Source organism: Intestinimonas butyriciproducens (assembly GCF_016901775.1).
Lineage (GTDB): Bacteria > Bacillota > Clostridia > Oscillospirales > Butyricicoccaceae > Pseudobutyricicoccus.
This window is the reverse complement of record NZ_JACJKW010000069.1, coordinates 1-226: the sequence shown is the minus strand read 5'-3', so window position 1 is coordinate 226 and position 226 is coordinate 1. Positions and strand designations below refer to the sequence as shown.

Sequence of the window (226 nt, the reverse complement as noted above, 5' to 3'; positions counted from 1 at the left end):
TTCAGTCGACTGATACTAATAGGCCGAGGGCTTGACCTAAAATATTGGGCAACCTCGTTTCCATGTTTCCTTCCTTGTTCAGTTTTCATTGTGCTTTTGCCAATGAAAGTACAATAAAGAAATACGAAGTAAGTGCCGATGACCGTGAGGGTCCACCTGTTCCCATTTCGAACACAGAAGTTAAGCTCACGAGTGCCGAAGATACTTGGCTGGCGACGGCCTGGGA

The 226-nt window shown here is 46.5% G+C and carries 1 rRNA gene; it reads left to right on the top strand.

The annotated features are described in order from the left end of the window. Window positions 1-128: 128 nt before the first annotated feature. Window positions 129-226, top strand: a 5S ribosomal RNA gene (rrf, locus tag H6A25_RS13215); the annotation flags it as partial.